Origin of the sequence: Flavobacterium aciduliphilum (assembly GCF_003268855.1) — a bacterium.
Taxonomy (GTDB): domain Bacteria; phylum Bacteroidota; class Bacteroidia; order Flavobacteriales; family Flavobacteriaceae; genus Flavobacterium; species Flavobacterium aciduliphilum.
On record NZ_QLSZ01000002.1, the window covers coordinates 179,064 to 200,670 of the forward strand.

General features: G+C 30.2%; 29 protein-coding genes and 2 tRNA genes. 27 read left to right on the plus strand and 4 right to left on the minus strand.

Features of this window, described 5'->3' with window-relative positions; translation table 11 throughout:
- The first annotated feature begins 96 nt into the window (after positions 1-96).
- Genes CLV55_RS03545 through CLV55_RS03555 form a run of 3 tightly spaced genes read left to right on the plus strand, consistent with a single transcriptional unit; the run spans position 97 to position 3,440 of the window.
- On the plus strand, positions 97-1,323 hold the full coding sequence (locus CLV55_RS03545; RefSeq protein ID WP_112112482.1) for a Glu/Leu/Phe/Val dehydrogenase dimerization domain-containing protein: 1,227 nt from the start codon (positions 97-99) through the stop codon (positions 1,321-1,323).
- Positions 1,324-2,481, plus strand: coding sequence for a Na+/H+ antiporter NhaA (nhaA, locus tag CLV55_RS03550; RefSeq protein WP_112112367.1), 1,158 nt, complete (start codon positions 1,324-1,326; stop codon positions 2,479-2,481). It abuts the gene before it with no gap.
- Between the two features lie 35 nt (positions 2,482-2,516).
- Positions 2,517-3,440, plus strand: coding sequence for an energy transducer TonB family protein (locus CLV55_RS03555; RefSeq protein ID WP_112112368.1), 924 nt, complete (start codon positions 2,517-2,519; stop codon positions 3,438-3,440).
- 50 nt (positions 3,441-3,490) lie between these two features.
- Here the strand turns inward: CLV55_RS03555 and CLV55_RS03560 are convergent, their stop codons facing one another.
- Both CLV55_RS03560 and CLV55_RS03565 read right to left on the minus strand, forming a co-directional pair.
- Positions 3,491-3,886, minus strand: a complete 396-nt coding sequence (locus tag CLV55_RS03560; protein ID WP_112112369.1) for an ExbD/TolR family protein — start codon at positions 3,884-3,886, stop codon at positions 3,491-3,493.
- Complete coding sequence (locus tag CLV55_RS03565; RefSeq protein WP_112112370.1) at positions 3,870-4,580, minus strand: MotA/TolQ/ExbB proton channel family protein; 711 nt, start codon at positions 4,578-4,580, stop codon at positions 3,870-3,872. Before CLV55_RS03565 ends, CLV55_RS03560 begins: the two co-directional genes overlap by 17 nt.
- 128 nt (positions 4,581-4,708) lie before the next feature.
- Between CLV55_RS03565 and CLV55_RS03570 the strand changes: the two genes are divergently transcribed.
- From CLV55_RS03570 to CLV55_RS03615, 10 genes are all read left to right on the plus strand, one after another.
- Complete coding sequence (locus tag CLV55_RS03570) at positions 4,709-5,929, plus strand: bifunctional folylpolyglutamate synthase/dihydrofolate synthase (RefSeq protein ID WP_112112371.1); 1,221 nt, start codon at positions 4,709-4,711, stop codon at positions 5,927-5,929.
- A gap of 69 nt (positions 5,930-5,998) precedes the next feature.
- A tRNA-Val gene (locus tag CLV55_RS03575) sits at positions 5,999-6,073 on the plus strand.
- 31 nt (positions 6,074-6,104) lie between these two features.
- Positions 6,105-6,179: transfer RNA gene (locus CLV55_RS03580), tRNA-Val, on the plus strand.
- Positions 6,180-6,423: 244 nt separating this feature from the next.
- A complete protein-coding gene (locus tag CLV55_RS03585) occupies positions 6,424-7,653 on the plus strand; it encodes a site-specific integrase (protein ID WP_112112372.1) in 1,230 nt (409 codons plus the stop codon).
- Between the two features lie 40 nt (positions 7,654-7,693).
- Positions 7,694-8,407 carry a hypothetical protein gene (locus CLV55_RS03590; RefSeq protein WP_112112373.1) on the plus strand — a complete coding sequence of 238 codons (714 nt, stop codon included), beginning with the start codon at positions 7,694-7,696 and terminating at the stop codon, positions 8,405-8,407.
- A gap of 56 nt (positions 8,408-8,463) precedes the next feature.
- The gene (locus CLV55_RS03595) at positions 8,464-8,745 is read left to right on the plus strand and encodes a helix-turn-helix domain-containing protein (RefSeq protein WP_112112374.1); all 282 of its coding nucleotides are present in this window, start codon (positions 8,464-8,466) and stop codon (positions 8,743-8,745) included.
- 3 nt (positions 8,746-8,748) lie between these two features.
- On the plus strand, positions 8,749-9,294 hold the full coding sequence (locus CLV55_RS03600; RefSeq protein WP_112112375.1) for a hypothetical protein: 546 nt from the start codon (positions 8,749-8,751) through the stop codon (positions 9,292-9,294).
- 46 nt (positions 9,295-9,340) lie between these two features.
- Positions 9,341-10,138 (plus strand): hypothetical protein, encoded by a 798-nt coding sequence (locus tag CLV55_RS03605; RefSeq protein ID WP_112112376.1) that lies wholly within the window; start codon positions 9,341-9,343, stop codon positions 10,136-10,138.
- Positions 10,139-10,335: 197 nt separating this feature from the next.
- The gene (locus CLV55_RS03610) at positions 10,336-11,196 is read left to right on the plus strand and encodes an ATP-binding protein (RefSeq protein ID WP_112112377.1); all 861 of its coding nucleotides are present in this window, start codon (positions 10,336-10,338) and stop codon (positions 11,194-11,196) included.
- A complete protein-coding gene (locus CLV55_RS03615) occupies positions 11,165-12,193 on the plus strand; it encodes a DUF3871 family protein (protein WP_112112483.1) in 1,029 nt (342 codons plus the stop codon). The genes CLV55_RS03610 and CLV55_RS03615 overlap by 32 nt, the downstream gene beginning before the upstream one ends.
- A gap of 25 nt (positions 12,194-12,218) precedes the next feature.
- Here CLV55_RS03615 and CLV55_RS03620 read toward each other — a convergent pair whose 3' ends face one another.
- Complete coding sequence (locus CLV55_RS03620) at positions 12,219-13,076, minus strand: hypothetical protein (protein WP_112112378.1); 858 nt, start codon at positions 13,074-13,076, stop codon at positions 12,219-12,221.
- 344 nt (positions 13,077-13,420) lie between these two features.
- On the opposite strand from CLV55_RS03620, the gene CLV55_RS03625 reads away from it, so the two are divergent.
- From CLV55_RS03625 to CLV55_RS03640, 4 genes are all read left to right on the plus strand, one after another.
- Positions 13,421-13,822 carry a hypothetical protein gene (locus tag CLV55_RS03625; RefSeq protein ID WP_112112379.1) on the plus strand — a complete coding sequence of 134 codons (402 nt, stop codon included), beginning with the start codon at positions 13,421-13,423 and terminating at the stop codon, positions 13,820-13,822.
- 71 nt (positions 13,823-13,893) lie between these two features.
- Positions 13,894-14,346, plus strand: coding sequence for a JAB domain-containing protein (locus CLV55_RS03630; RefSeq protein ID WP_112112380.1), 453 nt, complete (start codon positions 13,894-13,896; stop codon positions 14,344-14,346).
- A 112-nt stretch (positions 14,347-14,458) separates the two neighbouring features.
- Entirely contained in the window at positions 14,459-15,658 is a 1,200-nt protein-coding gene (locus tag CLV55_RS03635; RefSeq protein WP_112112381.1) for a cytochrome P450 family protein, read from the plus strand.
- 100 nt (positions 15,659-15,758) lie between these two features.
- Positions 15,759-15,974: a hypothetical protein gene (locus CLV55_RS03640; protein WP_112112382.1), complete on the plus strand. Its 216-nt coding sequence runs from the start codon at positions 15,759-15,761 to the stop codon at positions 15,972-15,974.
- Here the strand turns inward: CLV55_RS03640 and CLV55_RS03645 are convergent.
- Entirely contained in the window at positions 15,964-16,179 is a 216-nt protein-coding gene (locus CLV55_RS03645; RefSeq protein WP_112112383.1) for a helix-turn-helix domain-containing protein, read from the minus strand. The genes CLV55_RS03640 and CLV55_RS03645 overlap by 11 nt on opposite strands.
- A gap of 105 nt (positions 16,180-16,284) precedes the next feature.
- On the opposite strand from CLV55_RS03645, the gene CLV55_RS03650 reads away from it, so the two are divergent.
- The 10 genes from CLV55_RS03650 to CLV55_RS03695 all read left to right on the plus strand — a co-directional run bounded on the left by CLV55_RS03650 (position 16,285) and on the right by CLV55_RS03695 (position 21,592).
- Positions 16,285-16,581 (plus strand): hypothetical protein, encoded by a 297-nt coding sequence (locus CLV55_RS03650; protein ID WP_112112384.1) that lies wholly within the window; start codon positions 16,285-16,287, stop codon positions 16,579-16,581.
- 11 nt (positions 16,582-16,592) lie between these two features.
- Positions 16,593-17,045 carry a hypothetical protein gene (locus tag CLV55_RS03655; RefSeq protein WP_112112385.1) on the plus strand — a complete coding sequence of 151 codons (453 nt, stop codon included), beginning with the start codon at positions 16,593-16,595 and terminating at the stop codon, positions 17,043-17,045.
- Positions 17,046-17,486, plus strand: coding sequence for a hypothetical protein (locus CLV55_RS03660; protein WP_112112386.1), 441 nt, complete (start codon positions 17,046-17,048; stop codon positions 17,484-17,486).
- 32 nt (positions 17,487-17,518) lie between these two features.
- A complete protein-coding gene (locus CLV55_RS03665) occupies positions 17,519-18,019 on the plus strand; it encodes a tetratricopeptide repeat protein (protein ID WP_112112387.1) in 501 nt (166 codons plus the stop codon).
- A gap of 27 nt (positions 18,020-18,046) precedes the next feature.
- Positions 18,047-18,589 (plus strand): hypothetical protein, encoded by a 543-nt coding sequence (locus CLV55_RS03670; protein ID WP_112112388.1) that lies wholly within the window; start codon positions 18,047-18,049, stop codon positions 18,587-18,589.
- Between the two features lie 132 nt (positions 18,590-18,721).
- Entirely contained in the window at positions 18,722-18,973 is a 252-nt protein-coding gene (locus CLV55_RS03675; RefSeq protein WP_146739525.1) for a hypothetical protein, read from the plus strand.
- A gap of 158 nt (positions 18,974-19,131) precedes the next feature.
- The gene (locus tag CLV55_RS03680; protein WP_112112390.1) at positions 19,132-20,178 is read left to right on the plus strand and encodes a hypothetical protein; all 1,047 of its coding nucleotides are present in this window, start codon (positions 19,132-19,134) and stop codon (positions 20,176-20,178) included.
- 42 nt (positions 20,179-20,220) lie between these two features.
- Complete coding sequence (locus CLV55_RS03685) at positions 20,221-20,538, plus strand: KTSC domain-containing protein (RefSeq protein WP_158527014.1); 318 nt, start codon at positions 20,221-20,223, stop codon at positions 20,536-20,538.
- A gap of 5 nt (positions 20,539-20,543) precedes the next feature.
- Positions 20,544-21,029, plus strand: coding sequence for a hypothetical protein (locus CLV55_RS03690; protein WP_112112392.1), 486 nt, complete (start codon positions 20,544-20,546; stop codon positions 21,027-21,029).
- Positions 21,030-21,037: 8 nt separating this feature from the next.
- Entirely contained in the window at positions 21,038-21,592 is a 555-nt protein-coding gene (locus CLV55_RS03695; RefSeq protein WP_112112393.1) for a tetratricopeptide repeat protein, read from the plus strand.
- The last annotated feature ends 15 nt before the right edge of the window (positions 21,593-21,607 follow it).

Genomic DNA, 21,607 nt, shown 5'->3' on the forward strand with positions numbered 1-21,607 from the left:
TTTCAAATATATAGGGACAAAAAGAAAAATGTAAAAACTCCATTAGTAAATCAATTTGTTGGAATAACTTATATTTGCACCACAAACAAACAAACTATGAAAGAATTATTAAAAAAATTTGAAAATAAACAACCTGAAATTGTATTTAATTGGAAAGACTCTGAAACGGAAGCAGAAGGATGGACGGTTATCAATTCCTTACGTGGAGGTGCTGCTGGCGGTGGAACACGTATGCGAAAAGGGTTGGATATGAATGAAGTTTTGTCGTTGGCTAAAACTATGGAAGTGAAGTTTTCGGTTTCAGGACCTGCAATTGGAGGAGCCAAGTCTGGAATTAATTTTGATCCCAACGATGCTAGAAAAGAAGGTGTATTAAAGAGATGGTATAAAGCGGTGTCGCCTTTATTAAAAAGCTATTACGGGACAGGAGGCGATTTAAATGTTGATGAAATTCACGAAGTTATTCCTTATACAGAAGAATGTGGCGTTTGGCATCCACAAGAAGGGGTGTTCAATGGGCATTTTATGCCTACTGAGGCCGATAAAATTAATAGAATTGGGCAATTACGACAAGGTGTCATCAAAGTCATAGAAAATCCTAAATTTTCTCCTGATGTTTTGAGAAAATATACAGTTGCGGATATGATAACGGGTTATGGAGTAGCTGAAGCGGTCCGTCATTATTATAATACGTATGGTGGGGATTTTCAAGGAAAAAAAGCAATTATTCAAGGTTTTGGAAATGTCGGTTCTGCAGCTGCCTTTTACTTAGCTGAAATGGGGGTTAAAATTGTAGGAATTATTGATAGAGAAGGAGGAGTTCTCAAAGAAGAAGGGTTTACATTTGATGAAATTCGGAAATTGTTTTTAAATAAAGACGGAAACAAGTTAGTTGCCGAAAATATGATTCCTTTTGAAGAGATTAATCGCAAAATCTGGACTATTGGTGCTGCTATTTTTGCTCCGTGTGCGGCTTCCAGATTGGTAACGCAAGACCAACTAAAAGCAATGATTTCCTCTGGATTGGAAGTAATATCTTGTGGAGCGAATGTACCTTTTGCGGACAAGGAGATTTTTTATGGTCCCATCATGGAAGCTACCGATGCTCAAGTTAGTTTGATTCCCGATTTTATTTCCAATTGTGGAATGGCTCGAGTTTTTGCTTATTTTATGGAAAAGAAAGTACTCATGACCGATGAGGCTGTTTTTTATGATATTTCTGAAACGATTAAGAAAGCTATTGAAAAAACTTTTGAAAAAAACCCATCAAAAAATAACTTGAGTGCCACAGCCTATGAGATAGCCTTAAACCAATTGATATAATTGAAAGCAACCCTACTTTTTAAATCTTTTTTTGAAAGCGAGAAAGCTGGGGGATTGGTATTGTTGTTTTGTACGATAGTTTCGTTATGTTTAACAAATAGCTCGTTTATATCTTCTTACGGAACCGTTTGGCATAATGAAATAGCAGGTCATTCGATCGAATTTTGGATCAATGATGGGTTGATGACTTTCTTTTTTTTACTTATTGGATTAGAATTAAAAAGAGAGTGGGTTGAAGGGGAACTTTCTAATATAAAAGATACTTTTTTACCCTTATTTGGTGCTGTAGGAGGTATGGTTCTTCCCGCTTTTTTATTTTTTGTATGTAATTACAAGTCGAGCACAAGTTCTGGATTTGGAATTCCAATGGCAACAGACATTGCTTTTGCAATTGGAATTTTATCTTTATTAGGAAATAGAGTTCCTCTTGCACTTAAAGTTTTTTTAACAGCATTGGCGGTTATTGATGATTTAGGTGCTATAGTTATTATTGCGCTTTTTTATACCAAGACCTTACATTTAGTATATGCATTTTGGGCGTTCGTAGTGTTTTTGGGACTTTTGGTCCTTCATAAGTTTAATAAAAGTTCTTTGGTCTTTACGGCTATCGGAGGTTTTTTAATGTGGTATTTTATGCTTCATTCTGGAATTCATGCCACAATAGCTGGAATTTTGTTAGCATTTTCTATTCCATTGAATAAAAAAAGGAGCAATGAATTGGCTCATAAACTTCAAATGAATTTACATATTCCAGTTGCTTTTTATGTAGTGCCTTTATTTGCTTTGTGTAATACAGCGATAGCAATTGATAAGCATTGGACCTCTATTTTTCATGAAAACTATTCTTTAGGAATTATGATTGGACTTTGTGTAGGAAAACCTTTAGGAATCATAAGTTTTGCTTTTTTGAGTATCAAGTTAAAACTGTCTAAGTTGCCAAGTAATGTCCAGTGGAATGATCTTTTTGGAGTAGCATTTTTAGGAGGGATAGGTTTTACGATGTCAATATTTATTACTATTTTAGCTTTTCAAGACGTGGTGATTGTGAATAATGCTAAGTTTGTTATTGTAGTAGCATCATTAATTTCAGGGATTATTGGGTATTTGCTTTTACGGAATACTAAAGCCAGAACAGCAAGTTTCAAAGACAATTTTTAAATAATAGTTACGTTACTAAAGTAAAAATAGATAAGATGAATTTTGAAGGCACACATTCTGATAGAACAAAATCGCTCGTTATTGCTACGTTACTCTATGCTATACTGATTTTGATCATGTTTTTTATTCGTTTTTGGCCTCCTTCCAATGAAGAACTAGAAGCGCTTATTGTTGGTGGAGGCGGAGGCGGTGTGACTGTAAATTTTGGTGACTCCGAATTAGGTTCTGGAAATGATTTTCAAAGTAAAGAACTTGAAATTACCCAAAATACTAAAAGTACGTCAGCACAACCTGTGGCAGATGATCCCATTTTGACTCAAGAGGATGAAGGTGATAAAACGGATGTGTCTATCCCAAAACAAGACCCTGTTAAAAATGTTAAAAACATAGTAAAGCCAAATATTACTAAACCCATAGAAGTAAAGAAACCAGTAGTTAGAAAAGTGGATGATGCAGTGGCTAATTTCATTAAAGGCAACAAAAAAGGAGGCGATGGAAATGATGCTGCATCAGGAAATAAAGGACGTTCAAATGGAGATATAAATTCTGATGGATATTCAGGAACAGGAGGATCGGGTGGCGGTTCTGGAGGTGGCTCAGGTCCTGGAAAAGGAATAGGAACTGGACCAGGATCGGGAAGTGGAAGTGGTGGCGGAAGCGGAAGCGGAAATGGGAAAGGTGTTGGAATTGGTTATTCATTAGCAGGCCGACAAGCGGTAAACAAACCCAAACCTAATTATAATTGTAATGAAGAAGGAACCGTTGTTGTTCAAATAACAGTAGATAAAAACGGAAATGTAATTGATGCTAAACCAGGGTATAGAGGTACAACAAATACAGCACCTTGTTTGACAAACCAAGCTAAATCAGCTGCAATGGAAACAAAATGGACTCCTAGCCCTGATGGACTTGAAAAGCAAGTAGGAACTATTAGATATAATTTTGAAATTAAAGAATAGGTAAAAATAATGTCATAAAAAAAGAGGAATTAGCTTCCTCTTTTTTAGTGTTACTTCGAATTGTTTGTAGCAATTACAAACTTTAATTTGTTTTTTACTCCAATTTGTAATACATCGACTAAATCTTGAACTTGAAGATTGTAAGGAATTCGGATTACCACCGTTTGGTCCTTTGAACCTCCCATTTTTGATAATAAATTGGGTTCGATTTGATCAAAAGAGACTTCGTCTTTGTCTAGATAATACCGTTTATCTTCGGTTATTGATAACGTAATTAATTGTTTGTTCGTTTTTTCGTTGGTCTTAGACTTAGGTAAAGTCATCTTAATCACGTTTGGATTTGCTAATGTCGAAATGATTAGGAAAAATAAAAGCAAGAAAAACATGATGTCACTCAATGAAGAAGTCGCTACTTCTGCATGAAATCGTTTATTTCGTTTTACCATTTGGACGCTGAATTATGTTAACAAAATCTAATACTTGCTTCTGAATGGCAAGCGTAAAACTATCAATTCTTCCATTAAATAAATGATAGGCAGAATAAGCGATGATTCCTACAACTAGACCAGCCCCTGAGCTTATCATTTTTTCATACAATCCACCAGAAATATTACCAATACTGATGTCTTCCGTTTGAGATATGCTGTAAAATATTTTAATAACTCCAGAAATAGTTCCAATGAATCCAAATGTAGGTGCAATCCCTGCGATAAGTCCGAGTTGACCCAGTTTTTTCTCCATTTCACCTACCTCAATATTAGCGGCACGCTCCATATTCGATTCAATTTCCGAAATGGGTCTTCCAATGGTTAATATGCCTTCTTTCAAAACATATCCCGATGCAGTTCCGTTTTTATCAGCAATAGCTACAGCGGCATCTAAATTTCCAGCATTTAAGTTCTCTCGAATGTCACGGATTAAATTTGGGTCGATCACCGCTCTTCTGTGTATGTAAAAGTAACGTTCCGCGATTATATAAAAGGTATAAAAAAGCAACAATGCAATCGGAATTAAGAAAAATCCTCCTTTTAAAATAAAACCTAATACCGAAATTTCATTCGTCTTTATTGTGCCTTCAACAACAACACCCGCTGTTTTTGCAATAGTGTCATTTTGGACTTGTAGAAAAAAGTTGATCATAATATTCCGTTTTAATTGATTTTGTTTTTAAAAATAATCTCAAATTTGCATTAAAGATAAATTCTAATAGTATAGTAAACTACAAAATTGTAAAAATATTTTGTTTTAATGCGTTTTTATTTAAAATAATGAATTACAAAAGTACCATAAATTGGATGTTCGAACAACTTCCCATGTATCAAAATATAGGAGCTTCGGCCTATAAAAAAGATTTGACGAATACCATTTTGTTATCTAATCATTTAGGAAATCCTGAGCAGTATTTAAAGTGTATTCATGTGGCTGGCACCAATGGGAAGGGGTCTACGTCGCATCTTTTAGCTTCTGTTTTACAGGAAGCGGGTTATAAAGTAGGACTGTATACCTCTCCACATTTAAAAGATTTTAAAGAGCGCATAAAGATTAATGGAACGCCGATTGAAGAAGCGTTTGTTTGTGAATTTATAGAAAAAAATAAGCCCTTTTTTCAAGAACATCAGTTGAGTTTTTTTGAAATGACCGTAGGTTTGGCATTTGATTATTTTATGCAACAAAAAACGGATATTAACATTATAGAAGTAGGAATGGGAGGGCGATTGGATTCTACCAATATCATTACTCCTTTGATTTCGGTAATTACCAATATTGGTATAGATCACACCCAATTTTTAGGAACTACAGAAGCTCAAATCGCATTTGAAAAAGCAGGTATCATAAAAAATAAGATTCCTGTTGTTGTTGGGGAGTATACGTTAGAAACGAAAGAGGTTTTTATTAAAAAAGCCAAAGAGAGTCAATCAGAACTTTACTTTGCTTCCGATTTGATTGAGGATACCTATGCTTCTTCTTTGTTAGGGGATTATCAACTTCAAAATAAAAAAACGGTTCAACAAACCTTGAATATTCTTTCAAAAGAAACCAATTTTAAAATTTCGAAAGAAACTATTAAAAAAGGATTTCTTCAGGTGATAAGAAATACAGGATTACAAGGACGTTGGCAGCAGTTGAGTGAGGCTCCAAAAACGGTTTGTGATACCGCACATAATCCGCATGGACTAAAGATAGTGCTCAATCAGGTAGCACATGAAAAGTTTGAACAACTTCATGTTGTTTTGGGTGTTGTAACGGATAAGGATTTAGAAGAAATTTTGCCTTTGTTTCCTAAAAATGCAAAATATTATTTTTGTAAGCCAGCTGTTTTACGTGGTTTAGAAGCGACTAAATTAGCAGAGCAAGCGGCTCGTTTTGGATTGCTTGGGGAAGTATGTGATTCTGTTTCAAAGGCTTATCAAAAGGCTCAAAAAAATGCTTCTATGAAGGATTTCATATACATAGGAGGAAGCACTTTTGTAGTAGCAGAAGTTTTGTAAAAAATGTTTGCAAATTAAAATTTAAGCGCTATATTTGCACCCTGATTGATAACAATCAAACACGACAAAGGGCGATTAGCTCAGCTGGTTCAGAGCACCTCGTTTACACCGAGGGGGTCGGGGGTTCGAACCCCTCATCGCCCACAACTTTTGTCAATTTACTGATATAACTATCGGGCGATTAGCTCAGCTGGTTCAGAGCACCTCGTTTACACCGAGGGGGTCGGGGGTTCGAACCCCTCATCGCCCACAAAAAACTTCAACAGAAATGTTGGAGTTTTTTTTATGCTTTGATTTTACTGGAGTTAACAGACACTTATCAAACTTTACTTCACAAAATTTATTTAGGTGTACCTTCAATTATCACACCTTCTTTTTGCAATTTAGGTACACCTATGGGTACACCCATAAATTAACAAGGTACACCCTCTTGGTATACCCTAAGGTACACCCAAATTTCATCAAGGTACACCCTACAAAAACTCAGAAAAATTATGAACATAATAAACATAAAAATCCTATTCCTTTTGAATAAAGTTAAGTTAACTAGTCAAGGAAAAGCCCCTATAAGATGTAGAATTACATTTTTAGGAACCAGAAAAATATTCTCCACAGGATTATTTATAAATCCTAAATATTGGGACAGTGCAAATCAAACAGCAAAGCCTCCCAATGATGAGAATAACCATATCAACACACAACTAAGCCTGATTAAATCAAAAATTAATCAGGCTTTTTTATTTCTACAAGTTCAACAAAAAGAGTTTAGTGTAGAAGATATCTATAATCAGTATGCAGGTGTAACTTTAAATATTGATAAGTCATTAATGGATATTTTTGACCTACACATCAAAAAACAAGAAAAACTCATAGGAATAGAAACTACAAAAGTATCTGTGGCTAAATTCTACCAAACTCAAAAGCATCTAAAAATTTTCATTTGGGATAAATTCCACAAAAAAGATTATCTACTAAAAGACCTAAAACCAATCTTTATTTCAGACTTTGAATATTACCTAAAGGCTGAAAAGCAGTTTAAACAGCACACCATTTATAAGACAATTCAAAGGTTTAGGCAAATGATAAAATTAGCCGTAGCAAATGACTATATTTTTAAAGACCCATTTCTACTACACAAAAATCCCAAACCAAAAAAAGAAGTTATCTTCCTTACTCCTAAAGAACTAAAAGAACTACAAGAATACAAATTTGCCTCTAAAAGATTAGAACAAGTAAAAGACATGTTCGTATTCTGTTGTTACACAGGGTTAGCCTATAATGAAATGGCTAAGCTAGAGGATAAACACATTGAAGTTGGTTTTGATGGATTTGACTGGATTAAGATGATTAGAGACAAGACAAACAAGGAAATAGCAATCCCATTGTTGCCAGATGCAATTAAGATTTTAAACAAATACAAGAACAGCAATCTTAAAAATAATAAGCTATTGCCTGTAATCTCAAATCAAAACTTCAATGCATACATCAAAGAAGTTGCTGAAATTGTAGGTATTCAAAAGAATCTAACTCATCATCTAGCAAGAAAAACATTTGCTACTACAATTCTACTTTACAATGATGTGCCAATGGAAATAGTTAGTGAACTACTTGGACATTCTGAAATGAGTATAACACAAGCTCACTATGGTAAAGTGGTAAAATCTAAAGTGAGTGAGCACATGAAAAAATTAAGTAAAAAGCTTAATAGAAAAGATAAAAATTAGCTCAAGATGATTATTTTTACTAACTAATATAGTTTTAATTATGAGTTTTCAAGAGTTATATTCTAATTTACAAGAGTGTGAAAGAGATCAGATTTTTTTATTATCTGGAGATACTATATCCAATGATTTAAAAAATCATTTAAGTGCAATAAATGATACAATCTTTGATTTATCTCATAAAGTATTTTTAGCAAGTAAAAAAGAAAATATCTACTGGAGTTATTGCTCTACAGAAACTTATTTTAAAAATTATGATAATAGATTAAATGAGTTTTTAAACAATGACTTTAATGAAATTCACAATGAAATTGAATTTATTGAAAGTGAAATAAACATACTAAAAAACTCAGAAAGGAACTTTAGCAACACTAATTATCATCCTGATTTAATTTACCCCATTAGAAAAAAAATCAAATTACTTGAAAACAAAATGGAAACACTTAATCCTTCAAATGTTGAAAAATTGATTGATTATAGTGATACATCTTGTGGAGAAAAAATTATCTTTTTACATCAAGTTGGAGTTCTTGATTATCTTAAAAAACTTTCTCCATTTAACTTATCCATAAATAAACTTGCTGAATATTTATCTGCAATTACGGGTGAAAATGCAACTACATTACAATCCTACATCAATCCCATTTTTAGTCCAACTTCAGGTCAGAAGAATAACCCATTAAATTCAAATCCAGCTGTTAAAAAGGTTTCAAAAAAGCTTGCTGATATGGGATTTTCAGCTAACAAAACGAATTAGGGAAACCCTAAAAAACACCTAAAACTACTTGCAGCCATAATTTAAAAAAAACAATTATGTCTGATTCAATTATTGTACACAATCTAGATGTACAACAACTAAAAGAAATCATCAATACAACTGTAAAAAACCAGTTAAATGATGTATTTGAAGCTCTAAAAAGAGAGAAAAACGAAACTCTTTTAACTAGAGAAGAAACCTACCGTTTACTTAAAATTGACTCAACTACTCTTTGGTATTGGACTAGAGATGGTAAGTTAAAATGCTATGCCATAGGTAACAGGAGGTATTACAAAAAAAGTGAAGTTTTAGAATGTTTAACGTTATTAAAAAAGTAGGTTATGGTAGATTATTTAAAAATCAAATTAAAAAACCAATATGGTCTAAATGTAATTATTGGTTCTCAAAAGTATTTTGATAATGCTTATTTAAGTTATGAAATTAGGAATCCTGAGGTTGTTTCAAATGATATTATTAAATCATCAATTGATGATTCCATTATTGTAAATAATTTAGATTTACTGGCAAAATCCATTTATTATTTTTACAATAATACAGACCCTGTAACTTCTGTATTAATTGAAAAATTCCAAAATTCTACTTTAAGAATTGTTATTAAACAAATTTTAAAAAGAATTCCTTTTTTAAGAGAATTTGAAATTACTCATTTAGAATATGGCTTTCATCTTGAAAATCCTGTTACAGTAAGTGAAATCAAATTAACAACAAGAAAACTATTTAATGATTGCAGGGTAATCAAATTTTCTTGTACATTTAAAGGATTGATTAAAAAGGAAATGGATACAAAGTATAACTGTTCGGATTTCTCTATAAATGTTGTTTTGAGTAAGGATTTTAAAAGACAATTTAAAAATGAAGTTTTTTAAATATTAATCCATAAAAAAATAAATGTGAAACTTAAAATGAATTAAAATGAATGAGAAATTATTGAGTTATGGAGTTTGTTTTCAAGAACAAAATGAGTATAAGAGTGAGATTAATAATTTAAACAATCAAGTTGATTACTCAAGTGAAAGTAAAAAAAATGAGAGTGAAACTAAGAAGCTTAATGAAGAAATAGAAATTGAGTTCTATGATGAAACATTACAATTTGATGAAAACTTTGAAGATGGCAACACAGTAAAATATGTTTTACTTCCTATTTACAAAGACAACAACAATGAAGAAAAGAACTATACCAAGCTATTAAATCTTGGCTCAAAAATACTCATGAATAGAAAAAAAGTTATGGATAAATTTAGTGAAGGGCTGAATTATTTTGTCCTTGACTATGATTCAATTTTTGGACTAAGATTACTCTCCTTTCAAAAGTATAAACCTGATTTTTTTTCATGTGAAGAAAGAGTTCTTTTTGAAACTCTTTTAATCAAATTCCATCAATTCAAGTTTAAAGAGTTTTTTTATTCCTATAACACAATTCATATTGAATTAGGAATTAAGAAAGACAAAGCAAATACAATAGTTAAAAAGTTTGTTAGACTTGGTTTCTTAAATTGTAATATTAAAACAAGTTTAATAGATGGAAGACCCTCTCAGGTAACCTACTATTTTGTTAATGCATGCAAAATCATTGAACTAATCCCTCTAATCTACAAAAATGAACATCTAGAACAAGTAAATAAGGAATTGACAATGTATTTAGAACCTGCTATTGAAAAGAAATCAAATAGGACAATTCATCCTATTGATATCACAAGAATAATGCAATAAATAAAAGGGAGATTTAGTCTCCCTTTTTTATTGGGTATTCTTTTTAAAACCATTATTGGATTTCCTTCAATAAGAGAACAAGTTTATTCTTAACTCTTAAAAATCCCTAGTTATGGTAATGTTTATCTTTTATTGATGGATTTCCACTGATGGAAAATTTCCAACCAATTAATATCAACTTTTTTAATAATTAAACCATGCAATTACAAAAATCACAAAGAAGTAAAGCCAAGATAAAAATGGCTTTACAAGGACCATCAGGTTCAGGAAAAACAATGAGTGCCCTTTTAATAGCTCAAGGACTCATAAATGGAGAAATGAACAAAGTAGCTGTGATTGACACAGAAAATGGTTCTGCCAATCTCTATGCTCACTTGGGAGAATACAGTGTGCTTAACCTAAGTAATCCTCATTCCCCTGAAAGGTATATACAAGCTATTGATGTTTGTATCAATTCCGGAATTGAAGTTATTATTATTGATTCCACAAGTCATTGTTGGGATTTTCTAATTGACTATCATGCTTCATTGCCTGGAAATAGTTTTACCAATTGGAGCAAAATTACTCCTATGCAAAAAGCATTTGTAGATAAGATGCTTAATTGCAATGCTCATGTAATTGCTACCATGAGAGTAAAACAAGATTATGTAATAAGTGAAAAAAATGGTAAGTTGGTTCCAGAAAAAGTGGGTTTAAAGGCAATTCAGCGTGATGAAATCAGCTATGAATTTACCATTGTTTTTGATATTGATAGCAAACACTTTGCAGTGGCATCAAAAGACAGGACTTTACTGTTTGAAGGAAAGCCCCAATTTCTTATCAATACTCATACAGGTAAAAAGATATTAGAATGGTGTAATAACACCATGACAAAATCCGAGATGCAGCAGAAAATAGTAGAATGTATGACTATACATGAGCTCTCAGATTTGTATCAAAACAACCTTGATTTAGCCAAGAGTATGGAACAAGAATTTATAAACAAAAAGAACCTTTTAACTAACCTTATTTCTAATGTATCAAAAAATGGAAACGGAACTTACTCTCAAACCAGTTAAATCTGAACAAAATGCACCAATACTCTTAAAGCAAGAAAGTGTAGTTTTTCCTTCTAGGAGTACGCCTAAAATTGTTGCTAAATCACCCTTTATAGAGGCTAACACAGAAGAGGTTAGCCTTTCTCATTTAAAAGAAGATTGCATTATTCCTGTATTTACTAAAGATAATGAAATTACTATTTCTCATCAGGAATTTATTGAAGCAGCTTATGCTTCAATTTTAAAAGTTTTTCCTAATGAGGTTGTAGATAAGCCTGAAATTAGGACAAGTCATCTCATTAGAGGCAGAACTCCAGATGCACTACATGTTCCTGCTAAAGAATTAACAGAACATCAAAGAACCATGTATTATGAAAGAATGGCTTTTATTTTCAGAATTCCATCAATAACAGCAAATATAAATGGCAATCTTTTGGCTTTAACAGTTGGAGGAGTAAGAGCTTACAATACAGAAAACCTATACAATAAAAAGAGTTTTGAAAAGTTTAAATTCTTTATTGGATTTCAAAATATGGTGTGTTGTAATATGTGTATTTCTACTGATGGTTACAAGGATGAAATTAAGGTAATGAGTACTTCTGATTTAATAATTAGAATGTCTAATGTCCTAGAAAATTATCTTCCTGACCAGCATTTAAAAGATATGCAAGATTTACAAAATTATCATCTTTCAGAAAGCCAATTTGCTCAAATTATAGGTAAAAGCAGATTGTATAATTATCTCCCAAAAAAGGAAAAGCTAATACTCCCTGAATTACTTATGAATGATGGGCATATTTCCACTATTGCCAAAGACTACTACAATGATGAAAGTTTTTGTAGACAAGAAAATGGAGACATTAATCTTTGGAACATGTTTAACCTTTTCACAGGAGCTAATAAAAGCTCCTACATTGACACTTTCCTTTCTAGAGGAGTGAATGCCTTTGATTTCAGTAAAGGTATCTCAAAAGCACTGAGTTATAGTAATTCTAACTATGCTTGGTTTTTGAGTTAAAAACGGAGCCTCATCATTGGGGCTCCTATTCATCTTCTTCTGAAGAAGTTCCTACTATCTTATTGTCAAAATATACTTCAAATTTTATTTTTAAAATAGATTTAGCATCATAAAGAAAGTATAAACTTGCTATAGACATGAAAATGATTATAGATTTATGTATCCACTTTACTTCTTTATTTAGAGAGAGTACAATTAAAGCTATTATAACACCTATCACAAGTAAATAATACCACAAGGATATTATTGCAAAAAAAATAACTAATATATAATACAGCATGGGGACTATTATAATTGATGCATAAAAAATAAAGTAACCTTTTAAAAACAAAGTATCATGGTCAGAGCCTTTATAAAAAATAAATATTATTGGTATGGCTGAAGCTACAAATAACATCAAACCTATAAAAAAATAGTTATATTCATGACTTTGATATTTAAAACCATATTTATAGATTACATAAAACATACCACCCAAAAAAGCTGCCATAAAAACTATACTAATAACTCCCCAAACAGTCTCTGTTAGTTTTTCTTTAAAGTTTTTCTTTTCAGGTGTTGGAGTTATATTATTATTAATCTCAATAATAGGGTCAATTATTGATAATTCCCTTCTGTATAATACATCTATAACTCCTTTTTGATGAGATACATCAGTTATAGAAAGCTCTTGGACATTTATATGGTTAATTCTTCCTTTCCAAGTTTGGTGCAAATTAGCACCATACTTAAACATTATTTCATCACTTTCAATACTCCATATTCCTCTACTTAAAGAATTATCTTTAATCCAATTAATAGTAAGTTTTCCATCTTCATAAAAAACATATCTAATAGAGCTATTCAACCATTCACCTAATATTTTATCCTTAAAACTATCCATAATTAACTTTTCTCTACAATTTCTATTTCTTCCGCTGTTAAACCATACAACTCATACACCATTGCATCAATGGTAGCTTTTAGCTCCAAAGATTTTTGTACTGTTGCATAAAAGTAGTAAAATAGATTGAAAAAAATTTTTAAAATTTTTAAAATTTTTTTAAGCCTAACCCTCCTTGTCTCAAAACCCCCACCAATTCTGAGTGATTACAATACCCCCCCCCCTGGTGTTGTATCAAGTACAAAATTATTCTGCAGGTAAATTTATCTTGAGTTGAAAGCCAAGAGTTTTATCTGGAAAAGTGTTGTATAAAATCTTAATGTTAAACTCAAAAACTAGAAAAAATGGTAAGAATTGTAAACTATCAAAAAAGAACAACAGAGGAAGGAAAAGTATTCTTCACTCTAGAACTTCAAGGCGGGATTGAAGTAGTAAAATCCCAAGAAACAGGAAAGCTTTATATGACAGCTAGAAAAGCAAATATGTCATGTACTTTTGATGAGCTTACTTGTCAATCATTAATTGGAACAGAACTTCCTGGTACTGTTAGAAAAGTAGAATGTGAAGAATACTCCTACACCATTAAAGATACAGGAGAAATTATTACACTTTCACACAGATTTGAATATGTTGAGCAAGAAGCTCATATTCAAACTCCAGAGAAAAGTAAAACTACCATTGAGGAATTTATGAGTAACGCCCCAACAGGTAATACTTTCTCAACTAATGGTCAGTTAGTGCATTAGAAAAATAACCTATGTCTATAATCAGGCATAGGTTATTTACTTTTTTATTTTTTAACCTAATTAAACCGGAAATGAAAAAAACGCTATTAAATGTGTCTGAAATAAAAGTAGCCTATAGTACTAGTGATACTCCCAAAGTAAAAATTAAATCAGGGGAAGATGCTTACGACGTTTTATTAGCTTCATGGAATTTAGACACAATAGAATTGCAAGAAGAGTTTAAAATATTGTTATTAAACAGAGCCAATGAGGTTCTAGGAGTATATCCATTATCAAAAGGTGGTATCACAGGAACTGTTGTTGACCAAAGATTAATTTTCGCTGTAGCTTTAAAGTGCAATGCTACAGGAATAATAATGTGTCATAACCATCCAAGTGGCAAACTTTTGCATAGTGAAACAGATATTACTTTGACTAAGAGTATCGGCAAATGTGCAGAGTTACTAGGTATTAACCTATTAGATCATCTAATTATAAGTAAAAATGGTTTTTATAGCTTTTCTAATGAAGGAAAGTTAAGTTGAAAATGTAGGCTTGACAAAACCCCTCTTAATTTGAATGATTTTCATTTTTTTATTTAAAACAACATATAATGTTAATAGCTTTTTTATATTCGTTGCTTTAAATGATAATTAAATGCATGAATTAAATAACATAATTGTAGAACTATCAGAATTAAATACTCATACAGCATTTGGAAATAATTTTAATTTTCCAGACAATTATGTTATTTATTTTGAAAAAGAGCAAAATAAAGAACTAAGCCTATACATCAGAAAAAACTTTGAAGTACTTAAATCTAGATTTAAATCCAAGGGATTTAATTTTATTTATCCACCTTTAGTAATGTGCTCTTCAAAAAACCTTGAAGAAGTTGTAGCCTACTATTTCCCTCAGCTTAATTATTATCAAATTCCAAATCTAGCATCAAAAGAATATAGTGAAAAAGTAATAAAACAAGCAGTAAGAATAGCCGCTGATGGAATTGATGAAATATTAAATAAAGACAACTTTATACCCTCTAAAGTTGATAGTGAGGAGCTCTTAAATCTACTCAATTATAAAGGTAGTATAAAATCAGGATTGCTATTTTTTAATATGAGTCATGGAGCTATTGGAGTTTCTGATTTTTTCCACTCCAACTCTAATCAAAATTATGAATTATTTTTCGAAGAAGTAATACAATATTTAAGTACTGAAGAATGGGGAGATTTTGCTCTTGGAAATGGAGATTTTTCAATTGATTTAAACTTTTTACCAACATATTCAGAACAACTTGATGATGATGCTAAAAAATTGGTAAAGGATATAGAAAATAGATTAACAGAACTCAAAGACAGTGGTCAACTTTTGTTTCTCATACCTATTTTAAAAGACTTACTTAATAAGCAATCTGAAAAGATTGATTTTAAAAGTATCAGCAAAATGGAAATTGATTATCAGAATAAAATTCAACTTCCCTATTTCAAAAAAGAAGTGGAATTAAGTCATTTAACTAAATCCATCTATTTCTTGTTTCTAAAATATCCCGAAGGCATTAACTTAAAAGAACTTAGTAACTACAAAAAAGAATTGCTTACCATATATACTTCAGTTTCAAACCAATTGGATTATGATAAAATGGCTAAGAGTATTGATGATGTAATTAATTTAGAAACAAAAGCTATTTATACCCACCTCTCCAGAATTAAATCTGCATTTTATAAAATAATGGATGCTTCTTTTGCCAAATATTACATTGTATCTGGCTCAGGAGAAGAAGATAGAAAAGTTTTATTTAATACATTTTCAATTACTTGGAACAATTACAACACATTAGATGATTTTGATTTGTAAAAAATCCATCCTTGCAAATTTGCAACTCTCCTAAACTCTTATAATTCAAAACTACATTTGTCCTATCAATATTGATAGGGCATAAATCAACTTATTTACAATGGAAGATATTATTTTAAACCAATTTTGTATTGGGGAAGAGTTTGCTTTACATGAATTTGAGTTGGAGTATTTGAAAACTAAAACAGACAAAAACGGAATAGATTATGATTATTTTAAATTTACAGGTAAGTTGACTAATGAAGAAGTAAAAGAGATTCTATTAGCTTACAACTGTGATATTTTAAGAGGAGTATTTGTTGTGCTTAAAAGCTAAAAAGCTCAATTAATGTTACCTCAAGAGCTTTAGCAACTTTCTCCAAAGTAGAAAGTGTAGGGTTTACTCTACCTGCTTCAAGTCTAGACATATTGCTCTTTTCAAAATTGCATTTAGCAGCTAAATCTTGTTGAGATAAGCCTTTTGACTCTCTGAGTTTTTGGATTTGTTTGCCAACATTTATTTGAATAGAATTGTCCGACATTTAACTTTTTTGAGTTGTATTGTTTGATAACTCAAAATTTGTTCTATTTTTGTCTAATTGGTTATCATTTATGACAACTTTATTGTTTAATTTTAAAATGAAAAAATGAAAAAATTAATTTTACTTACATTATTTGGATTGTTATTCCATACGCTTACTTCTTTTATTTCACCAAAATCTTTAAAATTAAGAAATATCCCTAAAATATACTCAAAAACATCTGACTTTTCAAAAGGATGGGATGATGGATATTGTGAAGGCTGGAGAGATGTTAAAGGTCAAAATGCTATTTGTCCTATTTCTCCAATTGCACCAATTCCACCTATAGGTTGCACTAATGATAGTTATAAATGTGGATATAATTTAGGTTTTAAAGAAGGATATAAAGCAGCTTCTAAATAAAACAAATTCAAATGAAACAGATAAGAATCATAATATTGACAATCTTTTTTCTTTCTCCAATTCTAACAAATGGACAAGAAATAAAAATCAAAACTTACTACACTAAATCAGAAGAAGGGAGCGTTGGCCTTGAAGAGTTTGAATTTAATTTTTCAAATGATTGGGTATTAAAAAAAGACCTTTACAATGGTTATTCGGATAGTTTTCCTGCTATTATGGATGACAGCTTTTATGATAAAAGTGGATTTTACTGTATAACTTTTTCACCTGTTGAATATATAAAAAGCAACCCATTAGAATGGACTAACAATTATAATGGTGATATGAGAGTATACAAAATTGTATATAATCAAAGAGGAGGACAGGTTCTTTATATACTTGAAATAAAGGGTAGAAATAAATCAAATTCTAGATCAAAATATTATTTAACTGAACTTGGAAAAAAAACATTTAAAAACTACTAAATGAAAAAATTAAAACAATCATTATCGTGTCTATTTTTATTTATTGGGTTGTTAACCTACTCTCAATCTTATGAATTGAAAGAGGAAAACTTTGATATAGAAAGTGTTATTTTAAATTCCACTTCACTTACTCAAATTATGGCTAAAATAAATTTTTCATTTGAACAAAAAGGAGAAAAGAAAAGAAGTGATGATGGAGCTTATGTAACTGTTCAGTATAAAAATGAAAGCTTAATAACACCACTTGTTACTTATACTTCTCAAGGTGAAGTTACTCAAATAATATTTCTAATGCCTAAAATCAACTCAGATTCAATAGGCAGGGAACTAATCAGGAGATACGGAACAAAGGTTATTAATGGAAAAGAAGTAATTCAAAGAGGATACTTAACTTATGACATTAGATCTGATGGAGATATCGGGATTTTTATAATAAAATAAAAGAAAACAACAGTAAATTAACAGAATAATAAATGAAAAATATATTTTTATGTGTATTGCTATTTAGCAGTATTAATTTATTTAGCCAATCAATTGAATATTTTAATGATAAAGGAGTTGAAAAAGCAAACAACAAAGACTTTAGAGGCTCTATAGTCTACTTTAATAAAGCTATAGAACTCAAACCTAAAAACGGAATTTCTCATTATTATAGAGGTCGTTCTAAGTATCAGTTAGGAGATTATAGTGGAGCTATGGAAGACTTTAATAAAGCTATAGAACTTAGCCCTAAAGAAGGATTACCATATTTCCACAGAGCAATGTTAAAATATACCCTTAAAGATTTTAAAGGAGCAATAGCGGATTTTAACAAAACTATTGAATTTCAACCTAAAAATTCAGAAGCTTACTATCTAAGAGGATTAATTAAAATCGAAATAAATGATAAAACAGCAGGGTGTTTAGATCTAAGTAAAGCAGGAGAATTAGGAGATAATAGAGCTTATGAAACAATAAAGAATTATTGTAATTAGTTGGTTATTAACATAAAAAAAGTAAGAATGAATCAAACTACATTAATTCCAGATACTATTGAATTAATAGAACAGTTCATATTAGCTAGTGAAAATATAGATACATTAAAGATTGAAGAATTGTTAGATGAAGACGGCGCCTATGAAATTGAAGATGAAACTCTTGAAGTCAATGAAACTTCAAAGCCAGAATTTTTAAAATGGTATACTACTAAACTAAAAACTACAAAAATTACAGATGTCATTTATGATCAATGTATTGGTTGTAGTTTTGGAAAAAATATTGTAATTTTAAACCATGGCACATTTCCAATAATTCCTCAGGAATTTACAGATAAAACTAAAGCGGGCTTAATGCTAGATTCTCATAATGGAAAAATTCACAGAATACAATTCTGTTTTTCTTTCTTAAAAACAGAAAACAAAGCAGTTTGTGAATGTGTCGGTGAAGAACTTGTCAAATACATTAAAAAAGGTTTTTCAGAAGAAGAAGCTGTTGTTATGTATGATGCCAATCCAAATTCACAATATAGTTATATAACTAAAAAAATAAATGATAATTTTTGTTAATTGTCAGAAAAAAATATTCTAATTAAAACTATAAAAAATAAATATTAATGGAGACCAATTAATGACGACAAATCTCCGTGGAAAAGTCCACAAAAGCAAAAGCAGTAAGGTAGTCAAATTAAAATGAAAAAAATGAAAAAATTAATTCTTTTATCAACTTTGTTTTTTGCTACAAATTTTTGTGTAGCTCAACAAAAACCAACAACAACTAGATCTGGTAATACTTCAACCACTACATACAGTAATGGGACTACAGTAACTAGAACACAAGGAACAGGTGGAAACTCATCTACTACTGTAACAAATGGAAATGGTACTACTCGTTCTACTTCAACTACAAGTAGAACATCAAGTGGTACAACAACAACTAGGACAACATATTAATTGTCTTTCAAATTGAATGAGGCTGTCTGAATAATTAGTGACAGCCTTTTTAATATTAATATATCATACAAACTTCTTGAAAGTTTTTTTATATATGAATTCATACAAATAAAACTCAAATTTATTAAACACTTTTTTTACGACTAACAAAAAACTCTATGACTTTTCAAAAAATGATAATTCCTTTTTACCCCATTACAGAACAATTTAAAGAAAGTTTTTGTGTTATGGATATATCTAGAATCAACTTGATTTTAGATTTAGACCGAAATTTTTGCAAAGTATCTAAACAAGAGTTTGTTGCTTCTTTATCAAGGATTTTTAACTATTTAAAATTATTGGGTGAAGATTCTTTTGACTGTTATTCGGCTAAATGTGTTTCAGATACTTGTTGCAACTGCAATAAAAATGTTATTGTTTTTTCTTCTAAAAAAAATAAAAACTACTTAACATTAATGATTGAAGGAGATAATGAACAAATTTATCAAATATCAGAATGTTACAATTATGATTTTAATTCATCAAAATTAAATGACCGGATTTTAATAGGTGAATTTGTGGAACAAAACTGGGAAGACAAACAACATAACTTGAGTGAAGAGTGTATAAAAGAGTTGTATCCAAGTGAAGATTATATTCCAAGTTTTGAAGAATTAGCTTATTGGTATGATAAAACTACAAGAAATAAAAATTCATTTAGAAAAAAAATAAATCCAGATATACTATATCTTAAAAATTTCTTTTTATCTATTGATCCTTTACATTCAATAAAGGGTGAAGTGAGAAATGGTTTAGAAAATTATATCAAGCTAGATTTACTAAATGAAGCTTCTGTGATTTTTTGGGTTGCTGAATATGAGGAAGTTATTAATAAATTTGGGATGTTTTTCATAGACAATGAAATTAATCCGTCAAATAATTTTATATGTAGTATAACCAATGATGGAAAACACCTTTTTGATTTATCTGATTATTCAGATTTTCCAGATTTTGAAACAAAATATTACAATCTCTACAATCCATTATTCAAAAAATTTGATATTGAAAAACATTATTTTAGATTTCAATCTACTCCACTTATGGGCAGATTAAAAGAATTAAACATACTAGTGGAGTCAAGTGGTTTTACAAATTCAAGAATAGATTATGAAGTAAATCATGAAAATTTAAGAAAATTCAATGACAATTATTTAATAACTGAATAAAAATAGCAAAACATGAAGTACTTAATTTCTATATTTTTTTTAATGATTGTATCATGTTCAGGTAATTGTGATAATATTAGTAAAAAATTCAATTCTTATGATGAGGCAATCTCTTTAGTTAGAAGTACTGATTTTAGTGTTGAAGAAAAAGTAGATACTGATTCTTCTTGGATAGATTCTATTGAATATTATAGTTGTGATGAAGTATCTGGTTATCTGATAGTAAATACAAAAAAAGGCAAAAGCTACATTCATAAAAATGTTCCTATTCAAGTTTGGAATGAATTTAAAAATGCAGATTCTTTTGGCAGGTTTTATAATCAAAACATTAAAGGGAACTACTATTTAAATATTAATTAAGAAATATGCCTTTAATAACCAATCCTTATTTTAAAATCTTAGATGAAATAACCCCAACATCAAACTACATACCTAAAAAAGAGGAATATATTGCTTGGTACAAAAAACACTTTAAAACTATTGAGAAGCAATCATATAATGATTTCTGTATGCAAGAGTTAGTATGGGCTTTTAATGAATTTAAAAATCTAGTTAACTTTTTAGAACATGAGCAAACCATTATTGAAGCTAATAACAGATACAAACTCTTAGACAAAGAAAATGAAGAAGAGGTTATAGGATGGCTTATTGAGTATGAAAACATTTATGAATATGTTGAACATTTTTATTGCTCTCATTTTGAATGGGAAGAAGGAAAAATAGAGGGAGATAAAATAGTTGTGTCAAAAGAATTAGGAATTAAAATTGAACTTAGTGATTTCAAGGAGTATATAAATCTTGAAATAACTTACAGACCACTAATGCTTAAATACAAGGAAAATTTTACCTAAAGGACTCTATGACTACTTCAATAAATTTTAAGAAAAAACTAGAGGAAATTGAGGTTAGAAAAAAGATTGAAAAATTTGAAAGGCATATTAGTTTTTTTAATTCACAACCTAGTTATTTTTTAGTTTTAGCTAAACTTAAACTACAAATTAATGACATTGCTGGAGCTTTACATTATTTGAATGAAGCTTGTAAACTTTTTCCAAAAGAAGAGTTTATCTATGAAATGAGAGCTAAAATATTGTATAAACAGAAAAATTTTGATGGGGCATTAATCAATCTTAATCAAGCCATAGCTATCAATCCTCAAAATGAATTATATTACTTTAGAAGAGGTGATGTTTTTTTCAGTCTTAAAATTTATTCTAAAGCAATTGAAGATTATTCTAGAGCAATTGAATTTAATAGCTCAAAAGACATTTATTTCTTTAACCGAGGACTAGCTAGGGGATGTTTAAATGAATATCAAAGTGCAATTACAGATTTTGAAAAATCATTAGAATTAAACCCTGAAAAAATAAAGGCAAAAGAAATAATAAAACACTTAAAAAAAACTAATAGTTAAGTAATAATAATTTTT